The sequence below is a fragment of the Streptomyces sp. NPDC058195 genome (assembly GCF_042883525.1).
Classification (GTDB): domain Bacteria; phylum Actinomycetota; class Actinomycetes; order Streptomycetales; family Streptomycetaceae; genus Streptomyces.
In genome coordinates this window covers 12,494-18,084 of sequence record NZ_JBHVVM010000035.1, presented here as the reverse complement: position 1 = coordinate 18,084, position 5,591 = coordinate 12,494, and the positions used below count along the sequence as shown (strand labels likewise).

The window sequence follows — 5,591 nt, the reverse complement described above, 5'->3', positions numbered from 1 at the left end:
CCGCAAGGGGAGCGCCGGTCCCGGGGCCAGGCCGTCGCACGGCCCGGCCCCGCCCGGCGGCCCGGTCCGCGGCGCCCCGCCACGGACCGGCCACCCACGACATTTCGTACCGCCTGAACGTGATTGTCCGCCTGCCGCCTCGCTGGAAGAGTCGGCGAAGCCACCTTTCGGGAGAGCCTCATGCCCAACGCCGTAGACCTGCGCCGGACAGCGAAGCGCAGGCTCAGGCACGCCCTCGTATGGTCCAAGGCACGCCGGGGCGACCTCGTCAGCCAGCTGATGCTGCACGAGCGGCTCGACGACCCCTACCCGCTGTACGAGCAGATGCGGGCCGCCGGTCCCGTCTACCGCAGCAGCATGGGGCTGAACGCCGTCACCTCGCACGAACTGTGCACCCGGGTGCTGCGCGACCCGGCCTTCTCCCGGCGCAACGAGGAACCCCAGCGCGTGACACCCCCCGGTGAGCAGGGGCCGTCCGGCGACTCCTCCTTCCTCCAGGAGGAGGTGTCCGACCACATGCGGTGGCGGCGCCTGGTCGCGCCCGCCTTCCGGCCCCGCAAGATCGGCGACTACCGGCGCCGTACCGAGGAGGTCGCCCACCGGCTCCTGGACGCCGCCCTGGCCAAGGACGACTTCGACCTGGTCACCGACTACGCCTCGCCGCTGCCCATCACCGTCATCAGCGAACTCCTCGGACTGACCGACGTGGACGTCGAGAAGTTCGCCCACTACGGACTGATCACCGGCAAGGCCATCGACGGGATCCGCTCCACCCGGCAGGCCAACGAGTTCCGCACCGCGGTGCGCGAACTCGACGAACTCTTCGCCGGACTGGTGCGCAGGCGCCGTGCCGAACCGGGCGACGACCTGGTCAGTGAACTGCTCAAGCCCCAGGGCGACCAGGCCCTTCCCGAGCGCGAGATCGTCGGCACCTGCCAGCTGCTGCTCACCGCGGGCTTCGAGACCACCACGAACCTGGTGTCCAACGTCGTCCTGCGGCTGAAGGAGAACCCGGAGCAGTGGGAGAAGCTCGTCGCCGACCCCGGCCTCGCCCCGGCCGCCGCCGAGGAGTCGCTGCGCTACGACCCGCCCGTGCAGTACTCGATCCGCGTCGCCCGCGAGGAGTTCGACGCGGTGGGGCAGACGCTGCCCGCGGACACGGTCCTGATGCTGGTCCTCGGCGGCGCCAACCGCGATCCCGAGGTCTTCGGGAACCCGCACCGCTTCGACATCACCAGGTCCGACGCGACCTCGCACCTGGCGTTCCTCAGCGGCGCCCACTACTGCGTGGGAGCCCCGCTCGCCCGCATGGAGGCCGACGTCGCGCTGAAGGTGCTGGCCGAACGCGCGCCGGGGCTCCGCCAGACCGGCCGCCCCACCCGCCGCCCCACCGCCGCCCTGCGCGGCCTGCTGCACCTGCCCGTCACCGCCTGAGCGATCCGTCCGCCCGGCCCGCGCGGGGCCCACCGCCGTCCGCTCCTCGAGAAGGAACCACACGCATGCCGACCGAACTCGCGCCCCACCGGATACCCGTCCGACCGGTACCCCGGGGACTGTCCCTCGAAGGAGCGGCCGACTGGCTCTCCGAGCACCTCGGCGAACTCCAGGAACTGCGCACCGAACGCGGCTCGGTGATGCTGCGCGGCCTGCCGTTCACCACCGCCGACGAGTTCGCGCTCCTGCGCGACCGGATCATCGGCAGGCCCGCCGACTACGTGGAGAAGGCGACCCCGCGCAGCGCCTACGGACGCGGCGTGTTCACCGCCACCGACGTGCCGGCCCGCCGCCGCATCCGGCTGCACAACGAGAACAGCTACGCGCTCAGCTATCCGGGCCTCCTCGTCTTCGCGTGTCTGACCGCGCCCACCGCGGGCGGCGAGACCTTCCTCGGCGATGTCCGCGCCGCGGCCGGGCTGCTGCCCGAGGACCTGGTCGCACGCTTCCGCGAGCAGGGCTGGAAGCTGGTGCGCAACTACTGGGGCCACTTCGGGCTCACCTGGCAGGAGGCGTTCGGCACCGACGACCGCGCCGAGGTGGAGCGATACGCACGGGCCCAGCACCTCACCACCGAGTGGCACGGCGACCGGCTGACCACGACCCAGCACCGCTCCGCCCTGGTCCGCCACCCCGAAACCGGCGACACCTCCTGGTTCAACCACGCCGCGTTCTGGAGCGAGTGGAGCCTGGAGGAGTCCGTACGCGAGTTCCTGCGCGGGGAGTGCGGCGACGACCTGCCCTTCCGTACCTTCTACGGCGACGGGGAGCCGGTCGGGCAGCGCGAGATCGAGCAGATCAACGCCGTGTACGAGCAGGTCAGAATGGCCGAGCGCTGGCAGCCCGGCGACATCCTGCTGGTCGACAACATCCGCCTCGCACACGGCCGTGAGCCCTTCGAGGGCGAGCGCGAGGTGCTGGTGGCCATGGGTGACCCGGTGGACCGGAAGGACTGCGAACTGTGACGTCCAGGCACCTGTCGCGCAGGACCGCGGGCATCCCCCCGCTGGGGCTCGCCGCCCTGCTGCCCGCCGCCCGCGCGGGCGGCGCGACCGACCTCGCCCTCGGCATCCCCACCGGCGACCCGCCCGCCGCCGCGGTCGAGGCGGCGGCCGAGGCGCTGCGTTCGGGGGCGCACCAGTACGCGGACCCCTCCGGACTCCTCGAACTCCGCCACGCGGTGGCCGCCGAACTCGCCGCCGTACGGGGGGTGACGGTGGACCCGGAGCGGGAGATCGTCATCAGCGCGGGGGCGACCGAGGGCCTGCTGGTGGCGCTGATCGCGACGACGGACCCCGGCGACGAGGTCCTCATCCCCCAGCCGTTCTTCGAGAACCATCCCGGGGTCGTCGAACTCGCCGGTGCGGTACCGCGGTTCGTGGCACTGGAGGGGCCGGGCTGGCGCCTCACCGAGGAGGCGCTGAACGCCGCGGTGACCCCGCGGACCCGGGCGGTACTGCTCAACAACCCGCACAACCCCACCGGCCGGGTCTTCGACGCGGCGGAGTTCGCCGTGCTCACCGCGTTCTGCGAGCGCCACGACCTGATCCTCATCACCGACGAGGTGTACGACCGCTTCACCTACGACGGCCGCCCGCACCTGTCGCCGCTGGGCGCCGTCCCCGCGCTGCGGGACCGCTCCGTCGTCGTGGGCAGCTTCTCCAAGACCCGCAGGATGAGCGGCTGGCGCCTCGGATACTGCGTCGCCGGACCGGAGATCACCGCCGGGCTCCGCAGCGTCCACGAGCGCACCACACTCGGCACCCCGCACCCCCTGCAACGGGGCGCCGCGGCCCTGGGCCCGCTCGACGGCACCGACGTGACAGAGGCCCGCGCCCGCTTCCAGGACCGGCGCGACCTGGTCTGCGCGGAGCTGCGCCGTGCCGGGTTCACCGTGCACGCCCCCGAGGGCGGCTGGTTCCTCCTCGCCGGCACGGCGGGTCTCGGCCGTACGTCGTCCGAGCTCGCCGCCGAGCTCGTCACGCACGCCAAGGTGCTCGTGGCCCCCGGCGCGTCCTTCTTCGCCGACCCCGGGGCCGGGGAGGGCTGGGTCAGGATCGCGCTGGTACGCGACCGCGCGGAACTCGCCCCGGCGCTCGACCGCGTCGTCGCACACCTCGCGGGGGCTGCGCTCGCCGCGAACGGCGGGGAGAGCCGGTGAACGGGAAGCCCGCACAACCCAGCACGTCGCTGATCGGCACCGACAACTTCCAGACGCCGACCTGGGCCATCCCCGGGGAGACCATCGCCAAGAGGGGGGTCGCCGCCACTCTGCGGGCCGTACCGTCGGCGGTCGCGGTCATCGTCGCCCTCGCCTGGCGCGCCTCCCGCTCCCTCACCCTGATCGTCGGGCTCGCCCAGCTCCTGGCCGGCGGCGCGGCCGCGTTCGGGCTCATCGCCACCGCCAACGTCCTGACGGTCCTGCTGGCCGAAGGGCCCACGCCCGAGCGGGTCATGGACTCGCTTCCCTCGGTCCTCGCCGTGGTGGGCTCCTACGCCCTGCGCGGCCTGATGGAGAGCGCCGCGACGGTGCTCCAGGGCCGTCTGCGGCCCCGGATCATGGAGGCCGCGCAGGACGCGATGGACAGCTCCGTCGTCCACGTCGAGCTGAAGGCGTTCGACGACCCCAGCTTCCGCGAGCTGGTCCGCCAGGGCGTGATGCGCGGCATGCCCTCCATCGACCAGAGCATCCGCCTCCTGGCGGAGGTGCTGCGCTCGCTGGTGTCGATGATCGCCGCCCTCTTCGCCACCGCGCTGCTGAGCATGTGGCTGCTCCCGGTCATGCTGCTCGCCGCACTGGCGGAGATCTGGACCGCCACCCAGGTCGGCAAGCTGGACTTCCTCAGCTTCCTCAGCAACGCCACCCGGCAGCTGCGCATCGGCGTCGTCCAGGACCTCATCGTGAAGCGGGAGGTGGCCGCCGAGGTGCGGGCCTACCGCCTGCAGGAACCCCTGATGGCCGAGCACCGGCGGGTCGCCCGGCTGCTGACGGGTGAGGCCGTGGCGCTGGAGACGAAGAAGGGCACCGTCCAGCTGATCGGGCGCACGATGACCGGGGTCAGCACCGGCCTCGCCTACATCCTGCTGGGCTATCTGCTCTACTCCGGGCTCATGCCCCTGGCCCTCGCGGGCACGGCGGTGGTCGCGATGCGCAACGCGAACATGGGGCTCGTGGTGACCATGCGGTCGGTCAACCGGATCTACGAGCTGTCGCACTACCTCCAGCTGTACCGGGAGCTGCTCGCCGACGCGGCGGCCCGGCGCAGGCCCCCCGCCGTCGTCGACGCCCCCCACAACCCCGCCGACATCCACCTGAGCCAGGTGGACTTCAGCTACCCCGGCAGCACGGCACCCGCCCTCCAGGACATCGAGCTGACCATCGGCCGCGGCGAGGTGGTGGCCCTGGTCGGCGAGAACGGATCCGGCAAGACCACCCTCAGCAAGGTCATCACCGGCCTGTACCGGCCCACCTCGGGCGCCGTCCTCTGGGAGGGGGTCGACATCTCGGTGGCGACGGAGGAATCGCTCTTCGGGCAGGTCGGCCTGATCTCCCAGGAGCCCGCGCGCTGGCCGATGACCGCCGGGACGAACGTCCGGATCGGCCGCATCGACGACCCGGACGAGTCGGGCACCCGCTGGCGGGAGGCGGCGGACTCCTCGGGCATCGACGAGGTGCTGGCCTCCCTGCCGGACGGTGTGGACACCGTCCTGTCCAAGGAGTTCGTCGGCGGACGCGACCTGTCCGGCGGGCAGTGGCAGCGCGTCGGCGTCGCCCGGGGTGTCTACCGGGACGCCGCCGTGCTCGTCGCGGACGAGCCCACGGCCGCCCTGGACGCCAAGGCGGAGGCCATCGTCTTCGAGGGACTCCGCCGGGCCAGCGCGCTCAGCGAGGGCGGTTCGCGGACCACGATCCTGGTGACGCACCGGCTGGTGAACGTGCGCCGTGCCGACCGCATCATCGTGATGAACCAGGGCCGCATCGTGGAGCAGGGCACGCACACCGAACTGATGGCGCTGGGCGGCCGGTACGCCGAGATGTACGCGCTCCAGGCCGAGGCGTACGCCGAGGTGTGAGCCCCGGCCCGGTGGAGGCCGGC

The 5,591-nt window shown here is 72.7% G+C and carries 4 protein-coding genes; all 4 read left to right on the top strand.

From position 1 onward, the window contains the following. Positions 1–180 precede the first annotated feature (180 nt). The 4 genes from ACFVWY_RS31275 to ACFVWY_RS31260 all read left to right on the top strand — a co-directional run bounded on the left by ACFVWY_RS31275 (position 181) and on the right by ACFVWY_RS31260 (position 5,568). Entirely contained in the window at positions 181–1,434 is a 1,254-nt protein-coding gene (locus ACFVWY_RS31275; protein ID WP_389878272.1) for a cytochrome P450, read from the top strand. A 65-nt stretch (positions 1,435–1,499) separates the two neighbouring features. Next, the gene (locus ACFVWY_RS31270) at positions 1,500–2,459 is read left to right on the top strand and encodes a TauD/TfdA family dioxygenase (protein WP_389878270.1); all 960 of its coding nucleotides are present in this window, start codon (positions 1,500–1,502) and stop codon (positions 2,457–2,459) included. Then, positions 2,456–3,655 carry a pyridoxal phosphate-dependent aminotransferase gene (locus tag ACFVWY_RS31265; RefSeq protein WP_389878268.1) on the top strand — a complete coding sequence of 400 codons (1,200 nt, stop codon included), beginning with the start codon at positions 2,456–2,458 and terminating at the stop codon, positions 3,653–3,655. Before ACFVWY_RS31270 ends, ACFVWY_RS31265 begins: the two co-directional genes overlap by 4 nt. Then, positions 3,652–5,568, top strand: coding sequence for an ABC transporter ATP-binding protein (locus tag ACFVWY_RS31260; protein WP_389878266.1), 1,917 nt, complete (start codon positions 3,652–3,654; stop codon positions 5,566–5,568). Before ACFVWY_RS31265 ends, ACFVWY_RS31260 begins: the two co-directional genes overlap by 4 nt. Positions 5,569–5,591 lie beyond the last annotated feature (23 nt).